Origin of the sequence: Labilithrix sp. (genome assembly GCA_019637155.1) — a bacterium.
Lineage (GTDB): Bacteria > Myxococcota_A > Polyangia > Polyangiales > Polyangiaceae > Labilithrix.
In genome coordinates, this window is record JAHBWE010000008.1 from 413382 (window position 1) to 436239 (window position 22858).

Annotated in this window: 28 protein-coding genes; 17 read left to right on the top strand and 11 right to left on the bottom strand. The window is 70.1% G+C overall.

Annotated elements, in window-relative coordinates:
- Nucleotides 1-2 precede the first annotated feature (2 nt).
- Nucleotides 3-1679 (bottom strand): FAD-binding oxidoreductase, encoded by a 1677-nt coding sequence (locus KF837_19550; GenBank protein MBX3229524.1) that lies wholly within the window; start codon nt 1677-1679, stop codon nt 3-5.
- 41 nt (nt 1680-1720) lie between these two features.
- Entirely contained in the window at nt 1721-2317 is a 597-nt protein-coding gene (locus tag KF837_19555; protein MBX3229525.1) for a LemA family protein, read from the bottom strand.
- A gap of 37 nt (nt 2318-2354) precedes the next feature.
- On the opposite strand from KF837_19555, the gene KF837_19560 reads away from it, so the two are divergent.
- The 5 genes from KF837_19560 to KF837_19580 all read left to right on the top strand — a co-directional run bounded on the left by KF837_19560 (nt 2355) and on the right by KF837_19580 (nt 5621).
- The gene (locus KF837_19560; protein MBX3229526.1) at nt 2355-2999 is read left to right on the top strand and encodes a LamB/YcsF family protein; all 645 of its coding nucleotides are present in this window, start codon (nt 2355-2357) and stop codon (nt 2997-2999) included.
- A gap of 9 nt (nt 3000-3008) precedes the next feature.
- Nucleotides 3009-4409 (top strand): carboxyltransferase domain-containing protein, encoded by a 1401-nt coding sequence (locus tag KF837_19565; protein MBX3229527.1) that lies wholly within the window; start codon nt 3009-3011, stop codon nt 4407-4409.
- A 249-nt stretch (nt 4410-4658) separates the two neighbouring features.
- Nucleotides 4659-5051 (top strand): DUF3592 domain-containing protein, encoded by a 393-nt coding sequence (locus tag KF837_19570; GenBank protein ID MBX3229528.1) that lies wholly within the window; start codon nt 4659-4661, stop codon nt 5049-5051.
- The gene (locus KF837_19575) at nt 5048-5341 is read left to right on the top strand and encodes a hypothetical protein (GenBank protein MBX3229529.1); all 294 of its coding nucleotides are present in this window, start codon (nt 5048-5050) and stop codon (nt 5339-5341) included. Before KF837_19570 ends, KF837_19575 begins: the two co-directional genes overlap by 4 nt.
- Before the next feature lie 43 nt (nt 5342-5384).
- Nucleotides 5385-5621 (top strand): hypothetical protein, encoded by a 237-nt coding sequence (locus KF837_19580; protein MBX3229530.1) that lies wholly within the window; start codon nt 5385-5387, stop codon nt 5619-5621.
- A 307-nt stretch (nt 5622-5928) separates the two neighbouring features.
- Here KF837_19580 and KF837_19585 read toward each other — a convergent pair whose 3' ends face one another.
- The gene (locus KF837_19585; GenBank protein ID MBX3229531.1) at nt 5929-6228 is read right to left on the bottom strand and encodes a hypothetical protein; all 300 of its coding nucleotides are present in this window, start codon (nt 6226-6228) and stop codon (nt 5929-5931) included.
- Nucleotides 6229-6335: 107 nt separating this feature from the next.
- Between KF837_19585 and KF837_19590 the strand changes: the two genes are divergently transcribed.
- The 6 genes from KF837_19590 (at nt 6336) to KF837_19615 (ending at nt 9557) form a co-directional block, all read left to right on the top strand.
- Entirely contained in the window at nt 6336-6734 is a 399-nt protein-coding gene (locus KF837_19590) for a VOC family protein (GenBank protein ID MBX3229532.1), read from the top strand.
- A 28-nt stretch (nt 6735-6762) separates the two neighbouring features.
- Nucleotides 6763-7539 carry an N-formylglutamate amidohydrolase gene (locus tag KF837_19595; GenBank protein ID MBX3229533.1) on the top strand — a complete coding sequence of 259 codons (777 nt, stop codon included), beginning with the start codon at nt 6763-6765 and terminating at the stop codon, nt 7537-7539.
- A 326-nt stretch (nt 7540-7865) separates the two neighbouring features.
- Nucleotides 7866-8072 (top strand): hypothetical protein, encoded by a 207-nt coding sequence (locus tag KF837_19600; GenBank protein MBX3229534.1) that lies wholly within the window; start codon nt 7866-7868, stop codon nt 8070-8072.
- Nucleotides 8073-8167: 95 nt separating this feature from the next.
- Nucleotides 8168-9097, top strand: coding sequence for a type II toxin-antitoxin system Phd/YefM family antitoxin (locus KF837_19605; protein ID MBX3229535.1), 930 nt, complete (start codon nt 8168-8170; stop codon nt 9095-9097).
- On the top strand, nt 9094-9393 hold the full coding sequence (locus tag KF837_19610) for a type II toxin-antitoxin system RelE/ParE family toxin (protein MBX3229536.1): 300 nt from the start codon (nt 9094-9096) through the stop codon (nt 9391-9393). Before KF837_19605 ends, KF837_19610 begins: the two co-directional genes overlap by 4 nt.
- Complete coding sequence (locus KF837_19615) at nt 9384-9557, top strand: hypothetical protein (GenBank protein ID MBX3229537.1); 174 nt, start codon at nt 9384-9386, stop codon at nt 9555-9557. The genes KF837_19610 and KF837_19615 overlap by 10 nt, the downstream gene beginning before the upstream one ends.
- 22 nt (nt 9558-9579) lie before the next feature.
- On the opposite strand, the gene lpxA is transcribed toward KF837_19615, so the two are convergent.
- Genes lpxA through KF837_19635 form a run of 4 tightly spaced genes read right to left on the bottom strand, consistent with a single transcriptional unit; the run spans nt 9580 to nt 12229 of the window.
- Nucleotides 9580-10371, bottom strand: coding sequence for an acyl-ACP--UDP-N-acetylglucosamine O-acyltransferase (lpxA, locus tag KF837_19620; protein ID MBX3229538.1), 792 nt, complete (start codon nt 10369-10371; stop codon nt 9580-9582).
- Nucleotides 10372-10428: 57 nt separating this feature from the next.
- Nucleotides 10429-10818, bottom strand: a complete 390-nt coding sequence (gene fabZ, locus KF837_19625) for a 3-hydroxyacyl-ACP dehydratase FabZ (protein ID MBX3229539.1) — start codon at nt 10816-10818, stop codon at nt 10429-10431.
- The gene (locus KF837_19630) at nt 10815-11675 is read right to left on the bottom strand and encodes a hypothetical protein (GenBank protein MBX3229540.1); all 861 of its coding nucleotides are present in this window, start codon (nt 11673-11675) and stop codon (nt 10815-10817) included. The genes fabZ and KF837_19630 overlap by 4 nt, the downstream gene beginning before the upstream one ends.
- Nucleotides 11672-12229, bottom strand: a complete 558-nt coding sequence (locus tag KF837_19635; GenBank protein MBX3229541.1) for an OmpH family outer membrane protein — start codon at nt 12227-12229, stop codon at nt 11672-11674. Before KF837_19635 ends, KF837_19630 begins: the two co-directional genes overlap by 4 nt.
- A gap of 325 nt (nt 12230-12554) precedes the next feature.
- Between KF837_19635 and KF837_19640 the strand changes: the two genes are divergently transcribed.
- Nucleotides 12555-13469 (top strand): hypothetical protein, encoded by a 915-nt coding sequence (locus tag KF837_19640; GenBank protein ID MBX3229542.1) that lies wholly within the window; start codon nt 12555-12557, stop codon nt 13467-13469.
- Between the two features lie 6 nt (nt 13470-13475).
- Here KF837_19640 and KF837_19645 read toward each other — a convergent pair whose 3' ends face one another.
- The 3 genes from KF837_19645 to hrcA form a co-directional block, all read right to left on the bottom strand.
- Nucleotides 13476-14528: a cation transporter gene (locus KF837_19645; protein ID MBX3229543.1), complete on the bottom strand. Its 1053-nt coding sequence runs from the start codon at nt 14526-14528 to the stop codon at nt 13476-13478.
- Entirely contained in the window at nt 14528-15892 is a 1365-nt protein-coding gene (locus KF837_19650; GenBank protein ID MBX3229544.1) for a cyclic nucleotide-binding domain-containing protein, read from the bottom strand. Before KF837_19650 ends, KF837_19645 begins: the two co-directional genes overlap by 1 nt.
- 252 nt (nt 15893-16144) lie before the next feature.
- Entirely contained in the window at nt 16145-17197 is a 1053-nt protein-coding gene (gene hrcA, locus KF837_19655; protein ID MBX3229545.1) for a heat-inducible transcription repressor HrcA, read from the bottom strand.
- 38 nt (nt 17198-17235) lie between these two features.
- On the opposite strand from hrcA, the gene KF837_19660 reads away from it, so the two are divergent.
- The 4 genes from KF837_19660 (at nt 17236) to KF837_19675 (ending at nt 21395) form a co-directional block, all read left to right on the top strand.
- The gene (locus tag KF837_19660) at nt 17236-18066 is read left to right on the top strand and encodes an extensin family protein (GenBank protein MBX3229546.1); all 831 of its coding nucleotides are present in this window, start codon (nt 17236-17238) and stop codon (nt 18064-18066) included.
- Nucleotides 18067-18106: 40 nt separating this feature from the next.
- Nucleotides 18107-19600, top strand: coding sequence for a peptide MFS transporter (locus KF837_19665; protein MBX3229547.1), 1494 nt, complete (start codon nt 18107-18109; stop codon nt 19598-19600).
- Nucleotides 19601-19667: 67 nt separating this feature from the next.
- Nucleotides 19668-20561 carry a hypothetical protein gene (locus tag KF837_19670; GenBank protein ID MBX3229548.1) on the top strand — a complete coding sequence of 298 codons (894 nt, stop codon included), beginning with the start codon at nt 19668-19670 and terminating at the stop codon, nt 20559-20561.
- Nucleotides 20562-20567: 6 nt separating this feature from the next.
- Nucleotides 20568-21395, top strand: a complete 828-nt coding sequence (locus KF837_19675; GenBank protein MBX3229549.1) for a hypothetical protein — start codon at nt 20568-20570, stop codon at nt 21393-21395.
- Here the strand turns inward: KF837_19675 and KF837_19680 are convergent.
- Complete coding sequence (locus tag KF837_19680; protein ID MBX3229550.1) at nt 21370-22419, bottom strand: RluA family pseudouridine synthase; 1050 nt, start codon at nt 22417-22419, stop codon at nt 21370-21372. The two genes, KF837_19675 and KF837_19680, sit on opposite strands and share 26 nt — an antisense overlap.
- A gap of 73 nt (nt 22420-22492) precedes the next feature.
- Here KF837_19680 and KF837_19685 point away from each other — a divergent pair.
- Nucleotides 22493-22858: response regulator (locus KF837_19685; GenBank protein ID MBX3229551.1), on the top strand; the 366-nt coding region annotated here is incomplete at its 3' end.

A 22858-nucleotide genomic window follows, 5' to 3' on the forward strand; every position in this document is an offset into this window, starting at 1 on the left:
GATCACCCCTTCGCGGGGAGGAGGCAGCCTGGGTTCAGGATGCCCTGCGGATCGAGCTTGTCCTTCGCGGCGAGGAGGGTGGACTCGAAGAGCGCGGGCCGCTCCTTCTCGTACCAGGGGCGGTGCGTGCGGCCGACGGCGTGGTGATGCGTGACCGTGCCGCCGTTCGCGAGGATCGCTTCCATCGCCGCCGCCTTGATCGCCGTCCACTGCTCGATCTCCGCGTCGGCGCGGCCGGGCGCGATGAACGTGTAGTAGGGCGCGGGGCCGTCCGGATAGACGTGCGTGAAGCGGCACGTGATGATGCCGCCGCCGCAGACCTCCTGCATCGCCTTCTCCACCGCGCTCGTCACCGCCGCGTGGAGCGCCGGGAACTTCTCCCACGTGCACGCCGTTTCGAACGTGTCGCAGACCACGCCGAGGCTCACGAGCGCGCTCTGCATGTACGGCGCGTCGAAGAACGAGCGCTTCCACGTCGCCGCGTCGGTCGCCTCGTGACTCATGTCCGGGAGCTCGCTCGCGGGTGGGACCGAGGGCGGCGGCGCCTGGCTCGCGCCCGGACGCATCGAGTACGTCGCGTCGATGAAGTACTTCGGCTCCTCCTCGCAGTTGCCGTTGAGGTCGGTCGCGATCGAGAGCGCGCGCTCCATCCACGGCTCGACGGGGTGATCCGCCGACTCGAACGCGAGGAGGAGGACCGCCTTGCCGTCCTTCGTGACGCGATGGAGCATCGCCTCCTTCTCGTCGAGGAGGCGGCAGTTCGAGGGGTAGAGGCCCGACTGCGAGAGCGCGCGCGTCGCCGCGATGCCGTCGGCGAAGCGATCGAAGTGCACGCTCGCGGAGGCGCGCCAGCGCGGGCGCGGCTGCACGCGGACCCACGCCTCCGTGATGACGCCGAGCACACCCTCCGATCCGAGGAAGAGGCGCTCCGGCGCGGGGCCGGCGCCGGACGCGGGGACGCGGCGCGTCTCGAGGACGCCCGCCGGCGTGAGGACGCGGAGCGCTTGGACGAGGTCGTCGATGTGCGTGTAGAGCGTCGCGTAGTGCCCGCCCGCGCGCGTCGCGATCCAGCCGCCGAGGGTGGAGAGCTCGAAGCTCTGCGGGTAGTGCCGCAGCGTGAGGCCTTGCGCCGCGAGCTGGAGCGAGATGCGCGGGCCCGTCGCGCCCGCCTGGATGCGCGCGGAGCGCGAGGTGGTGTCGATCTCGAGGACCTTGTCCATCTTCGACATGTCCACGCACGCGGTGCCGCGATGACGGCCCGAGGCGCGATGCTCCGTCGCGCCGACGACGTTCGTGCCGCCGCCGTACGGGACGAACGCGATCGACTCCGCCTCGCAGAAGCGGAAGAGGAGCGCGAGCTGCGCCTCGTCGCTCGGGTGAAAGACCCAGTCGGGCGCGGCGGAGAAGTCGCCGCTGAAGCCGCGGACGAGGTCCTTGTAGCCGCGACCGTAGGTGTGGGAAGCGCGGACGCGGGCGTCGGTCGTGCCGAAGGCCTTCAGCTCGACCGGGGGTTGATAGCGCGGCTCCGGGAGCTTCGCCGACGCGATGCCGGGGAGCGGTCGGAGCGTCGGCTCGGCGCCGAACACCTGAGCGAGACGACCGGCGAGCGACTTACGGACGTCGTCGTTCGGAAACTTTTCGTCGTACCCCCAGGCCCAAAAGCTACGCGCACTCGACATGCGAGCCGGAGGCTAACAGAGCCATGCTTCGCAGGGGAAAACTAGAACGAGACCTTCGGCGCGACGTGGACGTCGGCCGACGCGGTGAAGTAGACGCGCGGCTTGAAGGGCTGGCCGGTGGCCTTGTTCACGACGGAGCCTTTGATCTTCCCGAGCTCCGAGTTGTAGTCCTTCACCGCCGCGTTGTACTCCTCGCGCGCGCGGAGGATGCGGTTCTCGGAGCCCTCGATCTGCTTCGCGAGGTCGCGGTACTGATCGCTCGCCTTGAGCTGCGGGTAGTTCTCGTTCGCGACGAGGAGGCGGGAGAGCGATCCGCCCAGCGTGTTCTGCGCGTCCTGGAACGCCTTCACCTTCGCCGGATCGGTGAGGTCGTCGGCGCTGAGCTTCACCTGCGTCGCGGCGGCGCGCGCCTCGGTCACCTGCTGGAGCGTCGACTTCTCGTAGTCGGCCGCTCCCTTCACGACCGCGACGAGGTTCGGGATGAGATCGGCGCGGCGCTGGAGCGTGGCCTCGTAGTCGGCCCACTTCATCTGCGCGGTCTGATCTTTCTCGACGAGCTCGTCGTACTTCTGGCACGACGGGAGGAAGAAGAGGACGCCTGCGAGGAACAGCAGGAAGGTGAGCGCGCGGCGGGTCATGGCGGGGACCGTAAGGCCGATGCGGTATCCTTGCAATGTGCTGCTCAATCTCGACGGCGGCGAGCACGACGATGAGCCGGCAGAGCTCTATGCGCTCGCGGACATCGTGCACGTCGCATGCGGCGGCCACGCCGGCGACGCCGCGTCGATCCGCCGCGTGACGGAGCTCTGCCGAGCGAGCGGCACGCGCGTCGGCGCTCATCCGTCGTACGTCGATCGCGAAGGCTTCGGCCGCCGCGCGCTCGAGGTCGAACCGGAGCTGCTCGCGCGGCAGATCGAGGAGCAGTGCAGAGCGGTGCACGACGCGACGTCCGTGAAGCCGCACGGCGCGCTCTACCACGCCGCACACGCGGACGCGGCCGTCGCGGACGCCGTCGTGAAAGGCATCGCGCGCGCGCTCGGCCCCGTCGCGATCGTCGGCCTCGGCGGCGGCGAGCTCGAACGCGCGGCGCGCGCGGCGGGTCATCCGTACCTCCGCGAGGCGTTCGCGGACCGCGGCGTGCGCGCGGACGGCAGCATGATCCCGCGCGGCGAGCCGGGCGCGTTGATCGTGGAGCCCGCGCTCGCGGCCGAGCGCGCCCGGGCGATCGTGGCGGCGGGTGGGATCGAGACGCTGTGCTGCCACGCCGACACGCCGTCGTCGCTCGCGATCGTCCGCGCGGTGCGCGCGGCGCTCGGGTAGGCTAGGGCGATGCGCGGCGTGCTGGCGCCGTTCGGTGATCGTGCGGTGCGCTTCGCCGTCCCCGCGAGCATCGGCGCGCGGCGCGTGCTCTTCGAGCGGCTGCGCGCGCTGCCGGGAGCCGAGGACGTCGTGCTCTGCGAGGAGGTGGGGCTCGTGCGCGGCGACGTCGACCCCGCCGCTATCGCGCGTGCGCTCGGCGAGCCGATCGACGAAGGCGCCGCCGCGCCCTCCGCGCGGCACGTCGTGCGTGTCGTCTACGACGGAGAAGATCTCGCCGCCGTCGCGGCCGCGATCGGGGTCGACGCGAGCGACGTCGTCGCGCGCCATCGCGAGCCGGAGTACCGCGTCTCGATGCTCGGCTTCCTCCCCGGCTTCGCGTACCTCCGCGGTCTGCCGCCGGAGCTCCGCCTGTCGCGCCGCGCGCCGCGACCGCGCGTGCCGGCGCGGAGCCTCGCGATCGCTGCAGACTACACGGGTATCTACCCCGTCGCGTCGGCCGGCGGTTGGCACCTCCTCGGGCGCGCGCTCGACGCGCCGCGCTTCGCGCTCGGCGACGCGGTGTCGTTCGTCCCCGCGCGCGGGGCGCCGCCCGAGCCGACGACGCTCGCGTCGACGGCGGTCCCGAATGGCCCGCACCTCGTCGTCACGCGCGTCGCCGGCCTCGCGCTCTTCGTCGACGCCGGACGCCCCGGCCGCATGCACGAGGGGATGCCGCCGGGCGGCCCGCTCGTCCGCGGCGCGTTCGCGCGCGCCAACGCGCTCGCGGGCAACACGGCGGCGGCGTGCGCGATCGAGCTCACCGGCATGCTCGAGGTCGAGGCCCGCGGCGCCACGCTCGACGTCGCCGACGACACGCACGCGACGACGCTCCGCCACGGCGACCGCTTCACGCTCGCGAGCGGCGATCGCCGCGCGCGCTACCTCGCGCTCGCAGGCGGCATCGACGCGCCGATCGCCGACGGCAGCCGCTGCGCGCTCCTCGCGGCCGGCATCGGCCGCCCGCTCCGCCGCGGCGACGTGCTCATGCCCGGCGGCGACCATGGCGACCATGGCATGAGCGCGACGCCGCGCGACGACGACGGCGGCGACCTCGCGCTCCTGCCCGGCCCCGACGCGACGCCCGCGCTCCTCGATCGCTTGTGCACGACCGAATTCACGATCTCCTCGACCTCCGATCGCTCCGGCACGCGCCTCACCGGCGGCGAGGGTCTCCACACCGACGCCGGCACCCGCCCCTCGACCCCGATGCTCGAAGGCGCAATCGAGCTGACCCCTTCCGGCCTCGTCGTCCTCGGCCCCGACCACCCCACCACCGGCGGCTACCCCGTAGTCGCGCTCCTCCGCGCCCACTCCCGCGACAGATTCTTCACGCGCCCTCTCGGCGCTCCGGTTCGATTCACGCTCGCGTGACCACCGCCGAGGTACCTGTCGCGAACGGCGCGGGGCCACGCCGCCGACGAGAACGCCTCGACCGCATCGAACACCGGCTCGAGCGTCCACGCGCGGAAGCTCGACGTGTCGCTAAGACACCGCTCGTAGTGGCGGCAACCCTCGCTAGCGCCTCGAACGTCGGACGGTGCGACATCGACGCTCAGGTGAGCGTCGTCGCGGATGTGGTCCTCGATGACTCGATGCAGCGGGGGCGCTACGTTCGAGACCGTGGTGCTCGTTCTTCTCGGCGCATCGATGCTCCTCATCGCGAGCGCGTGTGGGGTCGCGCTCGTCGTGCGCGAGGGCAAACGACGCCAACTCGCGGCGATCGGAACGTGGACGACGGGGCGCGTCGAGATGATCGATCTGGACTCGGACTCGGGGCTGATCATCCTCGCTTTCGAAGACGCTACGGGGCGTACGCGAAAGGTGTTCGCGTCCGGAACGTCGTCCTTTCATCCGAGAGTGGGGGAGCCCGCGCGCGTCCTCTACGATCCGCGCGATCCCTCGCGCGCCGAGATCGAGGTCGCCGTGAGGACGACACGGGTCGCCCTCGTCGTCATGACGTGCGCGTTCGGGATCCTCGGAGTCGGTCTCCTCGTCTCCGGTCTGGCAAGGTGATCGCGAACGTGGATCCGGATCGAAGGATTCCGCACGAGCCTCGTGCAGAATTCGAAGCCGATCGACGCGACCAAGATTCTGCACGAGGCTGGTGCAGAATTCGCCAGAGGCTCTCCAACCGCCTGTCGTGGACGCACTACCGTGCGCTGCTTGCGGTGAGCGACCCGGCGGCGCGCGCCTTCTACGAGATCGAGGCCGAGCGCGAGAACTGGTCGACGCCCCACCTCGAACGCCGATCTTCACGGCGCTCCACCTACGTCTGCTCAAGAGCCGGAACAAGGAGGGCGTGATGGATCTTGCCCGGAAGGGGCAGACCGTCGAGCGGCTCATCAAGTGCGCGGCAAGCTCGTCAAGCTTCTTGAGGAGGGCGTCGACGGCGAGAGCGCGTATGGTCGGGGCGAGGGTGGGAGCGTCGACACCGAGGACGAGACTCGGATCGAGCTGCGCCAGGCGTGGAGCGAGCGCCGGTATCATGCCCGCCAGCCACATCACGACCTCGCGAAGTTGGGGAACAACCTTGGTCGGATCTTCGGGATGGAACAGCAGGGACTCGACCTGCTCCGAGCTTAGGGCGTGGGCCGCGATCCACCGGACCGCGAGGTACTCCGCCATGGAGTGATGAAACCAGCCGATCCTCCCGTGGCCGCCGTTCGTAGGGTCTCGTCAACCGCGCCGACCGATACAACCAGTCCAGCTCCGGCATGGGGTTCCGTGGGAGCGCCAAGGATGTCGGTCCGGGTGTAGCGTGCACCTTCGCTCGGTCTTGCTCGGTTCGGCCGCCACGATCATGGCCCGTCACCATCGAGCGTCGCGAATCACGACCAGCGCGTCGGCCCTCGCCCGAAGGGAATCTGGGCCAGGCGGCCCAGCGTGGCGGTCACTGCTCCTCGTGTCGCTCGCAGAACATGGCGTCACACGCCTCGCATTCGAGGATGACGTGTCGCGTTGTTGTCGACGCTGGGTCAGGGACGAGGCCGAGCTCCTCGAGGGCTCCGGCGCATCGTGGGCAGGTGCGCGTGTTCGGCGCAACCTCGATGACGCGCTCACCGGGCGGATCGTCTGGGTCGAAGTCGGTGAACGCGCTCTCGATCTCCGCGGTGAGCGCGGCTCGCTCGGACTCGGGCACGCTATCGAGCGCCTGCTCCAGCCCCACGATCTTCCACTTCTTGCCGTCCATTGTGGTGCCTCTCGCGGAAGTCTATCGTCCGTTCAGAAGACCGTTGAGAACGATCCTGAACGGCTCGCGCTGCCACTTCGACTCTCCGGAGGGTCTTCTCGCCCGCGATGACACCCGCTTCGAGGCTCATGCTGGACCACATCTCGATCGGCGTCGCCTCTCTCTCGAAGGCCGGTGCCTTCTATGACGCCGTGCTCGCCCCCCTCGGCTACGTGCGCGTTTTGACGCACGAGCGAGCTCTTGGCTGGAACACCCCGGGGACGAAGGACGAGGCGTTCGCGACGCTGGCCGCTGGAACAGACGTGAGGGCGCCCGGACCAGGTTGCCATGTCGCCTTCGCGGCGCCGAGCCGAGAGGCCGTGCACGCGTTCCACGCGGCAGCGCTGGCAGCGGGGGCAACCGACGAGGGCGCTCCGGGCTCGCGTCCGCTCTACGGTGACGGGTACTACGCCGCGTTCGTGCGCGACCTCGACGGATATCGCATCGAGGCCGTGTTCCACGAGTAGGAGGGCGAAGGGTAGGAACAGGGGTCGGATGGTCGCGCCGCGCATCGTCGTTCACGTACCGCATGCGTCTGTCGTCATTCCCGACGACGTCCGTGCGTCCTTCCTGCTCGGCGACGACGACCTCGAGCGCGAGCTCGTGGCCATGACGGACGGGTACACCGACGAGATCTTCGCACTGCCGAGAGAGATCGCTACGACCGTCCGGTTTCCGGTGAGCCGCCTCGTCGTCGATCCGGAGCGATTTGCGGACGATGCGGGCGAGCCGATGTCCAGCAAGGGGATGGGCGTGGTGTACACGACGACGTCCGATGGTCGCCCGCTCCGGAGCGCTCCGCCTCCGAACGACCGCGCGCGGCTGCTCGCGCGCTTCTACGAGCCGCACCACGCTGCGTTGGAGCGCGCCGTAGCCGCCGCGCTCGAGGTTCACGGGGCATGCGCCGTCGTCGACGCGCACAGCTTCCCTTCGCGTGCGCTGCCCTACGAAGACGATCAGCGGGATGACCGACCGGAGATCTGCATCGGCACCGACGCCTTCCACACGCCGAAGGGGCTCCGCGATCTTGCGGTCGCTACGTTCAGGACGCGCGGCTTCAGCGTCGACGTCGACCGACCGTTCGCCGGCGCCCTTGTGCCGATGACGTTCTATCGGCGGGATGCTCGCGTGCAGGCTCTGATGATCGAGATCAACCGCGCGCTCTACATGGACGAGCGGACCGGCGACCGGCTCGACTCGTTTGCGGTGATCCAGCGGCGCATTCAGGACGCGGTCGACGCGATCATCCAGGCCGTGACCCCGAAGCTGTAGAGGTGGCGGCTCGTGCCTCCTCAGCTACCATCACCGATGGCGCGCCAACCTTCCCGCGCCCACGTCGGGTCGCCGATGCGCGGATCCGCCACTGCGTTGCTCGAGATCGCGTTCTGGATCGATCGCCCGCTCTCATTCCTCCGTCGAAAGAAGGTCCGCTACGACCGCCCTCAATGGGGAAACCCTGGCCCCCGGCGCGGAGATCCAGCCTACCCTGCGTGGCGCGCGTGGCTTCGAGCGAAGCGGGAGCGCAACGCCGCCCGACCAGTGGTCATCCGCTGGCTCCTACGCGAATGGATGTTCCTGAGGACGCGACGCTCGCCCGGTTGCGCCGTGACACCATCGTGTTCGAGATCGGAAAGGCGTTCATCATGAGCGATCGTGTCTGGATCTGCACCGACGTCGGGACCCGCACGGTCTGCGCCGTGCTCCTCGATGACCTGCTCGCTGCGCCCGACTCCGGGCCACCCTACTCGATCGCCGAGCACGTCATCGACCGCTACAGCATGGAAGCCTGCCAGGCGCTTCGCTGAACCCGGGGCGACGGTCGCGACAGGGGGCGTCGCACGCCGGCACTTCGCAAGGCTTCACCCTGCACCGCGCGAAGGACGCCGTACGTTCGAGGCTCATGAGCGGCCGTCACCTTGATAGTCGAGCCCACCGCGCGGAGCTGGTGGACTACTTCGCACGCGAGCTCGCGATGTACGTAGGGCGCAGCGCGAGCAAGCTGCGTCGCGAGGGCCTCCGCGCGGTCGACTTTGACGGGGACGTCCTCGTCGACTTGGCCGATGGGTCCACGATGACGTTCACGCACGCCATCGTGGTGCAGCACAGGTCCAAGTCGATCGGCGCCTTCACGGAGCACTGCGGGTACTACGCCTTCGAGCCGTTCGATGTCCGCATGTCGCGAGTCTGGGACGGGCGCGTCTTCCGCCGGTACGGCGACCTGTCCGAGGCAGAGCACTCGTTCGCCGGTCGACTCGCGATCGCTGGACGCGAGTACGTCGCGGTCCCCTCCGCCGCATACGACCGGCTCTCGAGGGCGGAGGTGACGACCGACGCGATCGTCCACGCTCGCCTGTCGATCGCCAGAAGCCTCCGTGCCGCCCGGAGGCAGGCCGGGCTCACGCGGCGCGCCGTCAGACCTCGGGTAGCGCCCGCTCGGCGCGGCATGAGCTGGCGAGTTCCTACACTGGTCGAGGTTGAGGACCCGACTGGCGAACGTACGACTGGCGGTCTATATTCAGTCCGAGGCGAACCCATGCGTGCAGTCCGTATCTCCGAAGACATCGTGCCGGTCAGCGACTTCAAGGCGCAAGCCGCGGGCTGGCTGAAGCGCGTCGCCGACACGGGGCAGCCGGTCGTGATCACGCAGAACGGGAAGGCCGCCGGCGTGCTCGTCTCCCCGTCGGAGTTCGACCGGCTACGCGAACGCGCAGGCCTGCTCGAGGCGATCGACGCGGGCCTCGCTGACGAGACGGCTGGTCGCGTCGTCTCGCATGCCGCCGTCGTCTCCGAAATGAAGCGCCGGGCGGTGAGACGAACTTCGAAGAGATGACGAAACCGCGACGAAGTAGGCGAAAGGTTCCGGTTTCGATCGAGTGGACGGAGCGCGCCGTCGCCGACTTACGTGCGATCGACGACTACATCGCGGCGGACAATCCGGCGGCGGCCGAACGGTGGGTAGGCAGGCTCATCGCGAAGGCCGAGGCGGCTGCCCGGCTCCCGATGGCCGGGCGCGTCGTGCCCGAGAAGGGACGAACCGACATCCGCGAGGTGTTCCTTCGGACCTACCGGATCGTGTACCGCGTGAGGGAGGACAGCATCCTCGTGCTGACGCACTCGTGCCGATGACGTTCTATCGACGAGATGATCAGGTGCAGGCTGTGATGGTCGAGATCAACCGCGCGCTCTACATGGACGAGCGGACCGGCGACCGACTCGAATCATTTGCGCTGATCCGAGGGCGGATTCAGGGCGCGCTCGAGGCGCTCATCCAGGCGACCCCCAAGCTGTAGGGTCGTTCGCGCCGCGCGTCGATCAGCCGCGCGGGCGCAGCCGTTTCGCCGGGTGGACGCTTCGCTCCGGCGCCTCGAGCCAGCGTGCGAGGGTCGTGACGTGAGGGTCGGAGCGGTCGAGGGACGCGAGCGCGGACTCGAAGCTCGATGCGCGATTCGTGTACAGTGCACGGAATGCGCGGCGGAGGGCGGCGATGGAGTCGGCCGGCACGCCGCGGCGCTCCAGGCCTACGACGTTGAGCGCACGTACGCGGGCGCGGTCGCCTTGGACGATCGCGAACGGCGGGACGTCGCGCTCGCACATCGCGCCGGCGGCGACGAAGGCGCTCTCGCCGACGCGGACGAGCTGCGCGACGCCGGCGAGGCCGCCGAAGGTGACCCAGTCGTCGAGCACGACGTGGCCGGCGAGCTGGACCGCGTTCGCGATCACGCAGTGTGAGCCGATGACGGCGTCGTGCGCGACGTGGCAGCCCGCCATGAACAGGTTGTGCGCGCCGATGCGCGTCGCGCCCGCGCCGCTCGACACGTTCACCGTCACGCTCTCGCGGAACACGTTGTCGTCGCCGATCTCGAGCGCGCCGCCCCCCGCCTCGCCGCCCTTCTTGACCTGCGCTTCGCCGCCGACGACGGCGAACGGATGAAGGGTGCATCTTGCACCTATCTTCGTCTTGCCCTGGACGACGACGTGACCGAGCAGGCGCGTGCCCGCGCCGATGCGGACCCCCGCCTGGACGTGACAGAACGGGCCGACCTCGACGTCGTCCGCGAGCTCCGCGCGGCGATCGACGATCGAGCTCGGATGGATGCGCGACATCGAGCGCTGGAGATAGCGCGCTCCGGCCCGCGCCGGCAACCGCTGTGGTGGAGCGCGTCAGGGCACGGCCAGGAGGAGCTCCGCCTCGGCGACGCGCGACTCGCCGACCTTCGCCTCCGCGCGCACCTTGATCGCGCCGCCGTGCCTCTGGAGCAGCACGGCGGAGAGCAGGAGGCGCTCGCCGGGGACGACCGGACGGCGGAGCTTCGCCTTGTCGATCGCGACGAGCCGGATCGACGCGGCGCCGCCGAGGAGGCCGCCGAGCTGCGCGAGCGACTCGATCACGAGCACGCCAGGCAACAGCGGATTGTCCGGGAAATGCCCCGCGAACCACGGCTCGTCGGCGCGCACGTCGCGGTAGCCCTCGATGCGCTCCCCGTCCGCGAACGTCACCTCGTCGACGAGGCGAAAGGGCGCGCGATGGGGCAATTGCGAGAGGACGCTCATCCGCGCTTCATTTGCCGCGACGGGTCGTGACGGTCGTGACGGTCGCGACGGTAGAGCGACGCGAGGCCGCGCAGCCACTTCATCCGCGCCACCGCGGGGTAGCCGGCGACCGTCTCGCCGGGCGCGACGTCGCCGATGACGCCGCTCTTCGCCGCGATGCGCGCGCCGTCGCCGATGACGAGGTGGTCCGCGACGCCGACCTGCCCGCCGACGAGGACCCCGCGGCCGATCGTGACCGACCCCGCGAGCCCGGTCTGCGCCGCGATGAGCGTGCCCTCGCCCACGACGCAGTTGTGACCGACGTGCACCTGCGCGTCGAGCTTCGCGCCGCGCTTGATCACCGTCGGCGCGATCGTCCCCGCCGCGATCGTGGAGAGCGCGCCGATCTCCACGTCGTCCTCGATCACGACGCCGCCGAGCTGCGGAATGGAGCGCCCCGCGACGTGGCCGAACCCCGCCGCGCCGATGACCGCGCCTGGCGCGATCGTCACGCGCGCGCCGATCCGTACGCGCGGGAGGAGGTGCACGCCGGGTCCGATGCGACAGTCCACGCCGACGACGGGAGGGGTCTCGGGCGCGTCGGCGGTGTCGAGCACGCCCGCCATCGCGCGCGCGGCCTGCGGGTGGAACCAGCCGGGCAGATCGACGTCGATGCTTGCGTCGACGAGGAGCGCCGCGCCGCGCTCCACCGCGCGCCGCGCCTCCGCGACGTACCGACGATGGAGGAGCACCGTGAGATCGCCCGCCTCCGCGGCGCTCGTCACCGCGAGGCGGCGCACCGAGGCGTCGGCCCCGCGGATCGATCCGCCGTATGCGCGCGCGAGCTCGGCGAGCGTTCGCGGCGCGATCGGGATCACTTCTTCGGAGCGGCCGGCCCCGGAGCGGCCGGCGCGGGCGCCGGGCCGGAGCTCGAGTTGTACATCTGGATCGTGCGGTCGGTGAGATCGAGGTCGCCGCGGACGTACGCGACGGTCGCCTTGTCGACGACGAGGTCGACGTTCTCGTTCGTCGCGAGGCGCTTGATGATCAGCATCACCTTCTCGAAGACCGGATCGGTGAGCTCCTTCTGCTTCTTCTCGAGCTCCTTGTTGTACTCGACGAAGATCGCCTGGAGCTCCATCATCTGCTTCTGCCAGTCGGCGACGCGCTTCTCGAGCGCGTCCTTCGGCAGCACCTTCGCCTGCTTGTCGATGTCCTCGCGCTGGCGCTGGAGATCCGTCTGCTTCTTGTTCAGCTCCTGCTGCTTCGTGTCGAACAGCTTCTTCAGCGTGGCCTGAGCGCGGAGGCCGTCCTCCGTGCTCGCGACGGCGCGCTGCACGTCCACGACGGCGACCTTCTGGTCCGCAGCCGCGACCCCGGCGAAGAGAAGAGACGCGAGGACGACCCCGGACGCGAAGAATTGGCGAATCATGGGGGCGGGGTAGCCAATGCGGCCCCGGGGGTCAATCTTGGTCAACGTCGGGGGCTTCGCCCCCGACACCCCCACCCCAAACACGGCCCGCCGAAGCGGCGGGTCGCTTCGCGACCGCTTGCGCGGCCGCTTTTGGGGCCCCGGGGCCGGCCCCGCGCCCACGAGCCGCCGGGGCCGGGCCTGACGTTGAAAAGACGTTGGGCGAGAACTGGGGTTTACAGTGGGTGGGGCGGGGGGTCGGTTTGCCGAGGAATTTGGGGGGTCGGACTCGTGGACCGGATGGCATGGCGTGTGGATACTGAAGGGACCCAGGAGAACATCGCCCATGACGTCTGGCTTCACGAAGGCTCTGGTGATCGGCGCGCTGAGCACGCTCGGCACCCTCGCGTGGAGCGGTTGCGGACCCGGCAGCGAGGAACGCTACTACTGCGATAACGGCGGCTGCTTCTCCTGCGACGCCTACGGCTGCTCGAGCGTCAGGCCTCCGAAGAAGACGACGTGCACCAGCAACGCGAGCTGCAAGACGGGCATCTGCACGACGGCGGGCTGCGCCGAGACCTGCAGCAGCGACGACAACTGCCCCCGCGGCAACACGTGCCAGAGCGGCCTCTGCGCCGAGCCCGGCAACCCGCCCGTCCCGATCCCCGACGCGGACGCGGGCCCCGCGCCCACCGACGCCGGCCCCGCGCCGACCGAGTGCACCGCGACGAGCTGCACCGACGGCAAGGTCTGCGTGAGCGGCGTCTGCACGTCGCCGGAGAACACGTGCAAGTTCTCGAGCGAGTGCGAGGGCGACAAGGTCTGCGCGGAGGGCGCCTGCCTCGATCCGTGCAGCCCCACCGGCACGTGCGCGAGCGGGTACACCTGCGAGCAGAACGTCTGCCAGCCGCAGCAGCCGACGCCCGGCGACGGCGGCACCGGCCCCGTGACCTGCACCGGCGAGACCTGCGGCCCCGGCAACTACTGCAACAACGGCGTCTGCGCGGTCGACAACCGCCCCAAGCCGAACTGCACCGAGGACACGACGTGCGGCGGCACCACCGCGACGCCGAAGAAGTGCCTCGGCGGCTTCTGCAAGTTCACGTGCACGAGCGACCAGCACTGCCGCACGATCGACAGCCGCATCGGCTACTGCGCGAAGGACGGCGTCTGCCGCTCCGCGACCGAAGCCGCCGCGGCCTGCACCGGCCCGGGCACCTGCCCCGACGGCAAGTCGTGCATCGACAACCAGTGCAAGTGAGCTAGCTCACTCGACGTCGACCTGGATCGTCACGTACTCCGCGGTGAAGCGCTTGCGCAGCGCCGCGGTGATGCGCGCGCCGAGCTTCGGATCGGTCGAGGACGTCTCGACGTGCGCGGTGATCGCGTCGTGGCCGGTGCCGAGCGACCAGACGTGGAGCGCGTGGACCTTCCGCACGCCCTCGATCTTCATGATCGTGCGCTCCACCTTCGCGAGCGACAGGTGCGCCGGCGACGCCTCGAGGAGCACGAGCCCCGCGTCGCGGAGGAGCCGCACGGCGCCGATGAAGAGGATGAGGACGACGATGAAGCTCGCGATCGGATCCACGATCGGCGAGACGCCGAGGCGGATGAGGAGCCCCGCCATGAACGCCGCGAACGATCCGAGCGCGTCGCCGAGCAGGTGAAGCCACGCCCCGCGCAGGTTCAGCTGATGCCCGTGCGCGACCTTTCCGTGCGCGGTGTGGTCGTGGTCGTGCTCCGCGTCGTCGTCGTCATGGTCATGAGCGTGATCGTGCCCGTGCCCGTGCGAGTGGCCGTGGTGGTGATGCCCGTGCCCCATCGCGCCGTGGAGGAGCCACGCGTTGATGCCGTTGATGAAGAGCGCCGCGCTCGCGACGATGATCATGAGGCCCGAGCGTGGAGCCTCCGTCTGCTGGAGGTGCTCGATGCTGTCGCGCGTGATCTCGACGCAGGCGACGAGGACGAGGACGGCGTTCGTGAGGGCGGCGAGCGGCTCCGCGCGGCGGAGGCCGAACGTGAAGCGCGGGCTCGGCTTGCGTGAGGCGACCCGCATCGCGCCGAGGCTGATCGCCAGCGCGAAGACGTCCATCAACAGGTGGAACGCGTCGGCCTGGAGGACGTCGCTCCGCGCGATCTTCGCGCCGATGAGCTCGACGACGAAGAACGCGCTGATCATCACGAGGACGATGACGAGCCGCGCCGACGCCCGCTTCTCGCTCTTCGCGATCTCGGTCGACGTCTGCGGCACCGTCATCGTCGACGGCGGATGCTCGTGATCGTGGTCGTGATCGTGACCGTGGTCGTGATCGTGCGCCATCAGACGAGGTCGTAGTCTTCCGCCAGCGCGACGGCCGACGAGCCGGCGAGGACGCTCGTCGTCTCCTCGTCGCGCTCGACCGCGCAGAGGTAGAGGCTCGCGAGGATGGCGGGGTGGTCCTTGATGAGCCCGAGGAACTCCTCGCGCGGGAGGTGGAGCGTGACGGTGGGGTGCACGGCGACGACGTCGGCGTTGGCCTTGCGGCGGAGGACGAGCGCGACCTCGCCGACGGTCTCGCCGACGCCGAGGCTCGCGATCTGGAAGTTCTCGCCGCTGTCCTCGCGCCCCACGACGCCGACCTCCCCCGACGCGATGAGGTGGAGCCCGCTCGTGTCGCGCCCGTTCTCGATCAGCTTGTCGCCGGTCTCGAAGACCTTCGTCTCGAAGCGCTCCACGAGCGCGGGACGCTCTGCGCTCGGCACCGAGAGGAGCACCCTCGACACGCGGAGGAGGTTCGCGACCATGCGGCGGCGGCAGTGCGCGGCGAGCTCGACGCCGACGTCGGGCCGCGTGAGCGCGACCGCCTCGAGCGCCTCGCGCCGCGCGACGAGCAGGATCGACGGCCGGTGCGCGACCACGCTCGCGGCGCGGGGGGCGCGCGAGAGGAGCGCCATCTCGCCGAAGAGCGCGCCGTTCGCGAGGCGCGCGAGGTCGATCGGGCGGCCGTCGTCGTCGTCCTTGCGCCGCACGACGAGCTCGCCGCGCGCGACGATGTACGCCTCCGCGCCCTCTTCGCCTTCGACGATCACCTCTTTCCCCGCCGGGACCGTGATCATCTCGAAGCAGCCGATGAGCGCGCGGAGCCCCTCCTTCTCGAGCGCGCTGAAGAGCGGGATCGGCGAGACGAGCGGCGGCTCCCCGTCCGCGAGCTCGTCGTACTCCGCCCTCGCCCCGTGGATGATCTGCGTCGCCTTCGAGAGGAGCGCAGGGCCGGTGAGGAACGACGAGAGCGGCTGGAAGCTCTCCGCGGACGGGAGCGGCGGCGGCGGCGGCGCGGCGTCCTCCGAGAGGCGCGGCGAGCCGAGGCAGAACGCGGCCGCGATCTCCTCGAGGTGCTCGTCCACGTTCGCGCCGAGCATCTTGAGGTCGCCGACCGCCGCGACCGCGAGCGGGAGGTTGCCGGTGTCGATCGCGCGCTTCACGCCGAGGACGAAGCCCTCGACCGCCGCCTCGGTGCGCCCCGCGTCGGCGAGGAGTCGGCACGTGAGGATGAGCGCGGAGGACACCGACGCGTCCTGCTGGACGACCGCTGCGCTCCATCGCAGCGCCGCCTCGCGCTCGCCCGCGAGGAGCAAGGCGAGCGCGCGATCGAGGGGGGAGTCGACCGTCTGCGCACCAGGCAGGACCGGCGGGGCGACGCGCATGCCGGCGTCATAGTACTCTAGTCTTGTTCGAGAGGGCTCTGCCCTCTCGAGCTCTCCCGCCGGGGGTTTCTCTTTCTTGTTCGAGAGGGCTCTGCCCTCTCGAGCTCTCCCGCCGGGGGTTTCTCAGCGCGCGGGGCGCGCTTCGACGCCCCCGGACCCCCGCGAGAGGGAGGGGGCCTTGGGTTATCGTCTTCGTCGCGGGATTCGGGGCGGCGGTCTCCCGGACCCCCGCGAGAGGGAGGGGGCCTTGGGTTATTCGTCTTCGTCGCGGGATTCGGGGCGGCGGTCGATGAAGGCGCTCATTGCGTTTGCGGTCGCGGTCACGAGCGGGACCACCTTCGGGTAGTCCATTCGCGTCGGGCCGATGACGCCGACGGCGCCGGACGTGCGACCGTGCTGGTTGGAATACGACGCGCCGACGATCGCGATCTGGCCGCCGGCGAGGTCGCCCGCTTCGCGCCCGACGACGACGCTCGCGCCTCCCGACGCGAGGGTCGCGTCGAGCAGGCGGACGATCGCGGCGACGTCGTCCTCGAGCGCGGACACGAGGCCCTTGAGGCCCGCCGCGTCGGAGAACTCCGGCAGCTGGAGGAGCTTCGAGCGTCCTTCGATGACGACGTCGGAGCCGGTGTCGGCCGCCGCGACCGCGGCCTCGCCGAGGGCGTACGCGCGCTTCTTCACCTCGTCTTGTTGCACGCGCTCGGTCTGGAGGCGCCGCTCGAACAGCTCGCGCAGCTCGCCGAGCGAGCGGCCGTCGATCACGTCGTCGAGGAGGTTGTGGATCTTCTCGAGGTCGCGATCGGAGACGTCGACCTTCAAGAAGCGGTTCTGCACCGTGCCGTTCGTCAACACGACGACGGCGAGCACCTCGCCCGGGAGCGTGCGGATGAAGCGGAGCTGGCGGAGCGTCATCGTCTCGGCCTTGGGCGCGACGACGACCGCGGCCGCGCCGGAGAGGTCCGAGAGGAGACGCCCCGTCTCGCGGAGGAAGTTCGGGCCCGGCTCGATCTCGCGGAAGCGCTGGAGGAGCTCCTTGTTCTCCGCGTCGGTGAGCTGGCGCACCTCCATCATCGCGTCGATGAAGAGGCGGAACGCCTTGTCGGTCGGGACGCGGCCCGCGCTCGTGTGCGGCTGGTGGAGGTAGCCGAGCTCCTCGAGGTCCGAGAGCGTGTTGCGGATGCTCGCCGGAGAAAGCTCGATGCCGCGCTTCGACAGCGTGCGCGAGCCCACGGGCTCGCCGGTCGCGACGAACTCCGTGATGCATGCGTAGAGGATCTGCTTCGCTCGCGGCGAGAGGTCCGGCATGTCGACGTGGATTATAGCTCTTGCTAGAAGAGGCGGCGATGGGTCGCGGCTGCATCACCGCCGTCGTCTTGGCGCTGCCGCTCCTCGGCGCGTGCAAGCTCCTCCCGCTCGGGCGGACCCCGCCTCCGCGCGTCTCGCTCGCGACGGTGGGCGATCCGGACCCGCCGGCCCCCGCCGCGCCGAGCCCGCCCGACGACGAGCCCGAGCTCGTGGCGGCCGACGACCACGAGGACGACGAGCCGGAGGGCCTGCCCCCCGCCGCCGACGGCGTCGCGGCCGCCTCGCAGTACGCCGCGCTCGATCGCGCGACCTGCGAGGGCGAGCTCCGCCACCGGAAGATCGCGTTCACGCGCGTCGAGGAGGCGCGCGGCGTCGTCGCGCCGGTCCGCCTCGACGGGCCGCTCGGCGGGAGCGTGAAGTTCCGCTCGAACCTGCCCTCCGCGAGGGCGCGCGTCTCGCCGTACGACGTCTACGACTGCCGGCTCGTGCTCGCGCTCGACGACTTCGCGCACCTCCTCGCGAAGCACGACGTGGTCGAGGTCGTACACCTCTCGGTGTGGCGGCCGGTGTCGTCGAAGACGGTGCTCAAGGGACCCGGGCGGCGGCACAGCGGAGCGCTCGCGATCGACGCCGCGATCTTCAAGCGCGCCGACGGCACGAGCCTCTCGGTCCTGAAGGACTTCCACGGCCGCATCGGCGCGCGCCCCTGCCCCGCGCCGGAGTCCGCGTCGGAGCTCAGGAAAATCGCGTGCGAGGCGAACCAGGCCCGCCTCTTCAACGTGCTTTTGACGCCCGACTACAACTGGGCGCACCGAAATCATTTTCATCTGGAAGTGACGGCCGGCGTGAAGTGGACCTTCGTGAGGTAGGTAGCGTTCGACCGCGCGCGGGTGTATGGCCGCGCCGCCCATGACGACGAGCACGAAAGCCGAGGTCCTTCCCCTCGCCCCCGGCGTCCCCGCGCAGCGGAACGTCGGCGAGCATCCGCTCGCTCTCTACCTCCTGTTCTTCACCGAGATGTGGGAGCGCTTCTCGTACTACGGGATGCGCGCGTTGCTCGTCTATTACATGACGAAGCACATCCTCCTCGACGAGTGGAAGGATCGCGTCATCGGCCACGCCGCGATCATGGGCGGCCTCACGAAGGTCTTCGGGGTGATGGACCTCGACGCGCAGTCGTCGCAGATCTACGGCCTCTACACCGCCTTCGTGTACCTCACGCCGCTCGCGGGCGGCATGATCGCCGACCGCTTCATCGGGCAGCGGAAGAGCGTGTACATCGGCGGCGTCATCATGGCGACCGGTCAGTTCGTGCTGACGCAGGACCGCTTCTTCTACTTCGGGCTCCTCCTCCTCATCATCGGCAACGGCTTCTTCAAGCCGAACATCTCGACCCAGGTCGGCGCGCTCTATCCGAAGGGCGACGAGCGGCGCGACCGCGCGTTCATGATCTTCTACGTCGGCATCAACGTCGGCGCGCTCCTCGCTCCGCTCGTCTGCGGCACGCTCGGGGAGAAGGTCGGCTGGCCCTACGGCTTCGGCGCCGCCGGCGTCGGCATGATCCTCGGCCTCGTCCTCTACACGTTCGCGCAGAAGTACCTCGCGCCCGACAACGTGATGAAGAAGGCGGCCGCCGCCGCGGAGGCGAAAGAGGAGGAGAAGGTCGAGCCGTTCACGAAGGACGAGTGGGGTCGCATCCTCGGCCTCTGCACGCTCTGCCTCCTCAACGTCCTGTTCTGGGGCGTCTACGAGCAGCAGGGCAACACGCTCGCGAAGTGGGCGGACAAGCACACCGATCGCGTCCTCCTCGGCTGGGAGGTCCCCGGCTCGTGGCTCCAGGCCGTGAACCCGTCGATGATCTTCGCGTTCACCCCGCTCATCATCGGCTTCTGGAAGAAGCAGGCGACGCAGGGCAAGGAGCCGTCGAGCGTCGCGAAGATGGCGACCGGCTGCGGGATCATGGGCGTCGGCTACGCGCTGATGGCGCTCGCCGCGATCGTCTCCGGCGGCCAGGGCGCGAGCGTGCTCTGGCTCGTCGGCGCGACGTCGCTGCTCACGCTCGGCGAGCTCTATCTCTCGCCGGTCGGCCTCTCGCTCGTGACGAAGGTCGCGCCCGGGCGCGTCGTCTCGATGATGATGGGCATGTGGTTCATCTCGAGCTTCCTCGGGAACTACCTCCAGGGCTACCTCGGGACGTACTGGAACAAGATGGAGAAGAGCACCTTCTTCTTCATGCTCACCGGCCTCAGCTTCCTCGCCGCCGGGTCGATGCTCGCGGTCATGGTGCCGCTCAAGAAGGCCCTCGGCGAGAACCGCGCCCCGGCTGGGAAGGGCGCAGGCCCAGCGGAATCCGCTGTCAACGACGAGGACGAGGCCCTGAAGAAGGTCGAGGCAGCGGAATGATGCGCTGTCGCTAAAAATGAGCAAATGAGACCTTGCAGTGTGTCCTACATGTGTCAGCACGTGGGGCATGAACAAGCCGCTTGGTCTTGCCGCCTTCGCCGCCCTGACCGGTCTCATCGCCTGCACCGCGGGCGCCGACAACGTAGGGACCAGCGATCAGAACGCCACCGCTGACATCGACCGCATGTTCAAGCGGCCGGACGGGAAGTTCGACGTTTGGTGCACCAACGGCACCATGCAGAGCGGGGTGACGGCCGAGGAGATCAACGCGAACCGCGTTTGTGAAGCCTCCAGCTCCTCGTCCTCGTCCTCCTCGTCTTCGTCGTCCTCCAGCGGCGCCCCGGTCACCGAGTGCGCGAGCGACACGGTCCCGCCGGCCGCGACGTTCAAGGCGCCGGGCGCTGCTACGCCGACGGCCTGCAGCGGCGCCGACATCGACAAGCTCATCGACGCGTTCAACGCGAGCCAGGGCGACTTCAAGGCCGCCGCCGACGCGCTCAGGGCTCAGAACGCGGCGTGTGCGTCCTGCGTCTTCACCAACGAGGAGGACCCGAACTGGGGCCCTGTCGTCCTCACGGACAACGGCACCAAGGGCCGCTGGAACACGCCGGGCTGCTGGACGCTCGCGAGCGGCGCCGAGACGTGCGGCAGCACCTTCAACAACTACGCGACCTGCGTCAACTCGATGTGCGCGACCTGCCCGGACCAGGCCTCGGCCAACGCCTGCGCCACCAAGGTCCTCGGCAACCCGGCCCAGTGCGGTCAGTACAACCCGAACGCGGCGTGCGGTGGCCAGGCCGCTCAGATCAACACCGTCTGCCGGAACCCGATCAACTTCGTCGTCACGCAGTGCGGTGGCGCGGACAACAACAGCGGCGGCGCGCCGATCAACGGAAACGGCAACGGAAACGGCAACGGCAACGGCGACGAGACCCCCAACGCCAACGGCAACGGCGGCTGAAGAACCATGAACACGATCAAGCTCGCCCTCGCGCTGACGTCGATCCTCGCCGCCACGGCGGTCGCGTGCTCCGCCGAGTCCGGTGACAACACCGGCTCGAACGAGGAGATGGCGACGGCCGACATCGATCGCATGTTCAAGCGCCCGGACGGCTTGTTCGACGTGTGGTGCACCGACGGCTCGACCCACGTGGGCGTCACCGCGGACCAGATCCGCTCGAACCAGCTCTGCGGCGGCGGCCCGGCGCCTAGCACGTCTTCATCGTCTTCCTCGTCCTCGTCGTCTTCCTCGTCTTCGTCTTCGTCGAGCGGCGGCAGCGCCGGCGCGCGGTGCATGGCGCCCGACGTCCCGGCCGCGGCGACGTGGAAGGCGCCCGCGCCCGCCGGCAACCACTGCACGCCGGCCGACATCAAGGCGATCGGCGACGCCGCGGAGGCCGGCGGCGGTCCGAAGGAGATGCGTGACGCGGTCGCGGCGAACGCGGCGTGCGCGTCCTGCGTGTTCACCGACGAGGCCGGCCCCACCTGGGGTCCGATCGTCACGACCGGCGACGGCTCGCAGGGCTACCCCAACTGGTCGGCGTGTTACGCGCGCACGGGGCTCGGCAGCGACGCCTGCGGCGAGACCTTCCACAAGCAGATCGAGTGCATCCGCTCGATGTGCGCGACCTGCTCCGACGACGAGCGCGAGACGTGCGCCGGCGAGACCGCGTCCGACGCCACGAAGTGCGGCCAGTACGACGTCGACGCGGCGTGCGGAGGCAGCTTCCAGGCCGTCGACGCGCAGTGCCACGACTGGCTCACGCTCATCACGTCGAACTGCGGCGGCGGCTGACGTACGCGAGCATCTCTTTCATGTCCGCGGGCGGCTCGGACGTCCAGCGCATCTCCTCGTTCGTCGCGGGGTGCGCGAAGCCGAGCTCGGCCGCGTGCAGCATCACGCGCGGGCTCGGGATCGGCGCGCCGCCCCAGCCGCGCACGTAGACGCGCTCGCCGAGGAGCGGATGCCCCGCCTCCGCGAGGTGGATCCGGATCTGATGCGTGCGCCCCGTCTCGAGCGTGCACGCGACGAGCGCGCTCGGTGCGTCTCCGTCTCCGTCGAAGCGCTCGAGCACCTCGACGTGGGTGACGGCGCGCTGGGTCTTCTCCGCGCCGACGGCGTGCTTGCGGCCGCGGCGGTGCTCGACCGAGCCGCGAAGGCCGTCCCCGCGGTCTTCGACGAAGTGGCTCACGATCGTGCCCTCCTCCGGGACGCCGTGCACGAGCGCGAGGTAGCGGCGATGGATGGCGTGCGCGCGGAACGCCTGCGTCAGCGCCTTCTTCGCCTGCCACGAGCGCGTGAACACGAGGAGCCCGCTCGTCTCCTTGTCGAGGCGATGCACGATCCCGATCTCGGGCGGCGGGCCCCCGCGGCCGCGGGCGCGCTCGCGCTTCGCGAGGGCGGTGCGAACGCGCTGGTCGAGGGTCGCCTCCTCCCCCGCCTTCGCCCGGAGCGCGATCGACGCGCCCATGCCGTCCGGGTCGTAGGGCACGGTGGACACCCCCGCCGGCTTGTCGACGACGACCACGTGCGCGTCGACGAAGACGAGCGCGCCCTCCTCCAGCGCGGCGCGGGCCGCGCGCGGGTCCTGCCGGGCGAGGTCGATCGCGAGGGTCGCGCCGGCGCGAACGCGCACGGTTTCCTGCGTGATGACGCGGCCGTCGAGGGTGACCTTCCCGCGCCGAACGAGCTCGCGGGCGCGTCCCCACGAGAGCTCGAAGAGGGCGCGCACCACCCCGTCGACGAGCGCCCCGTCGTGCTCTGGGCCAACTTCTTTCGGAGCCTTCAGCCCGTTGGGAGGGTACTTCGCGGCAGCCACCCTGCGAGCATCGCACGGTCTTTCCTCGCCATTGACGGGAGGATGCTGATAGCTTCGCCCTTGGAGATCGCCCGTGACCAAGACCCTCCTCGCTGTCGACGACAGCGTCACGATGCGCAAGGTGCTCGAGATCACCTTCAGCGGCGAAGACTTCACCGTCGTCACCGCCGAGTCCTCGCAGGCCGCCATCGCCGCGGAGCCCCCGAACGTCGCCGTCATCGACACGGTCCTCGGATCGGAGGACGGCTACGCGCTCGCGAAGGAGCTGCGCAAGCGAGCCCCCGCCGCCGCGATCATCATGCTCGCGAGCCGCTACGCCCCGTACGATCAAGCGCGCGGCCGCGACGCCGGCGCGGACGACTGGGCCGACAAGCCCTTCGACACGCAGCAGCTCATCGACAAGGTCCGGAAGGTCATGCTCGCGAAGGAGGCCGGCGGC

What these genes read in the sequence shown, in the direction of transcription:
- KF837_19675 (MBX3229549.1), top strand. Translation starts at nt 20,568, where the DNA reads ATGAACACGATCAAGCTCGCCCTCGCGCTGACGTCGATCCTCGCCGCC.
- KF837_19650 (MBX3229544.1), bottom strand. Translation starts at nt 15,892, where the DNA reads ATGCGCGTCGCCCCGCCGGTCCTGCCTGGTGCGCAGACGGTCGACTCC.
- KF837_19550 (MBX3229524.1), bottom strand. Translation starts at nt 1,679, where the DNA reads ATGTCGAGTGCGCGTAGCTTTTGGGCCTGGGGGTACGACGAAAAGTTT.
- hrcA (MBX3229545.1), bottom strand. Translation starts at nt 17,197, where the DNA reads ATGCCGGACCTCTCGCCGCGAGCGAAGCAGATCCTCTACGCATGCATC.
- KF837_19585 (MBX3229531.1), bottom strand. Translation starts at nt 6,228, where the DNA reads ATGGACGGCAAGAAGTGGAAGATCGTGGGGCTGGAGCAGGCGCTCGAT.
- KF837_19665 (MBX3229547.1), top strand. Translation starts at nt 18,107, where the DNA reads ATGACGACGAGCACGAAAGCCGAGGTCCTTCCCCTCGCCCCCGGCGTC.
- KF837_19610 (MBX3229536.1), top strand. Translation starts at nt 9,094, where the DNA reads ATGACGAAACCGCGACGAAGTAGGCGAAAGGTTCCGGTTTCGATCGAG.
- KF837_19605 (MBX3229535.1), top strand. Translation starts at nt 8,168, where the DNA reads ATGAGCGGCCGTCACCTTGATAGTCGAGCCCACCGCGCGGAGCTGGTG.
- KF837_19590 (MBX3229532.1), top strand. Translation starts at nt 6,336, where the DNA reads ATGACACCCGCTTCGAGGCTCATGCTGGACCACATCTCGATCGGCGTC.
- KF837_19595 (MBX3229533.1), top strand. Translation starts at nt 6,763, where the DNA reads ATGGTCGCGCCGCGCATCGTCGTTCACGTACCGCATGCGTCTGTCGTC.
- lpxA (MBX3229538.1), bottom strand. Translation starts at nt 10,371, where the DNA reads ATGTCGCGCATCCATCCGAGCTCGATCGTCGATCGCCGCGCGGAGCTC.
- fabZ (MBX3229539.1), bottom strand. Translation starts at nt 10,818, where the DNA reads ATGAGCGTCCTCTCGCAATTGCCCCATCGCGCGCCCTTTCGCCTCGTC.
- KF837_19645 (MBX3229543.1), bottom strand. Translation starts at nt 14,528, where the DNA reads ATGGCGCACGATCACGACCACGGTCACGATCACGACCACGATCACGAG.
- KF837_19670 (MBX3229548.1), top strand. Translation starts at nt 19,668, where the DNA reads ATGAACAAGCCGCTTGGTCTTGCCGCCTTCGCCGCCCTGACCGGTCTC.
- KF837_19555 (MBX3229525.1), bottom strand. Translation starts at nt 2,317, where the DNA reads ATGACCCGCCGCGCGCTCACCTTCCTGCTGTTCCTCGCAGGCGTCCTC.
- KF837_19565 (MBX3229527.1), top strand. Translation starts at nt 3,009, where the DNA reads ATGCGCGGCGTGCTGGCGCCGTTCGGTGATCGTGCGGTGCGCTTCGCC.
- KF837_19635 (MBX3229541.1), bottom strand. Translation starts at nt 12,229, where the DNA reads ATGATTCGCCAATTCTTCGCGTCCGGGGTCGTCCTCGCGTCTCTTCTC.
- KF837_19660 (MBX3229546.1), top strand. Translation starts at nt 17,236, where the DNA reads ATGGGTCGCGGCTGCATCACCGCCGTCGTCTTGGCGCTGCCGCTCCTC.
- KF837_19640 (MBX3229542.1), top strand. Translation starts at nt 12,555, where the DNA reads ATGACGTCTGGCTTCACGAAGGCTCTGGTGATCGGCGCGCTGAGCACG.